Consider the following 272-nt stretch of genomic DNA (forward strand, 5'->3'; position numbering starts at 1 on the left):
GCCCTGATGCCGATCTGGTCGTGCAGGCGTTGGAGATGGCCTATGAGCAACGTGGTCGACCGCAAGGCTTGCTGTTTCACTCGGATCAAGGCGGCCAATATGCAAGCCGGAAATTCCGTCAGCGCCTCTGGCGCTATCGGATACAGCAGAGCATGAGCCGTCGAGGAAATTGTTGGGATAACTCCCCGATGGAGAGGCTGTTCCGCAGCTTCAAGACCGAATGGCTACCGTCAGTGGGCTACATGTCGGCGCAGGAGGCACACCGGGACATC

Annotated in this window: 1 protein-coding gene; it reads left to right on the forward strand. The window is 58.8% G+C overall.

The window, feature by feature from the left end:
• A partial coding sequence (locus ACV22W_RS33755; protein WP_448023874.1) for a DDE-type integrase/transposase/recombinase occupies nucleotides 1–272 on the forward strand: 272 nt, incomplete at both ends.

It is taken from the genome of Burkholderia sp. AW49-1, assembly GCF_053427845.1.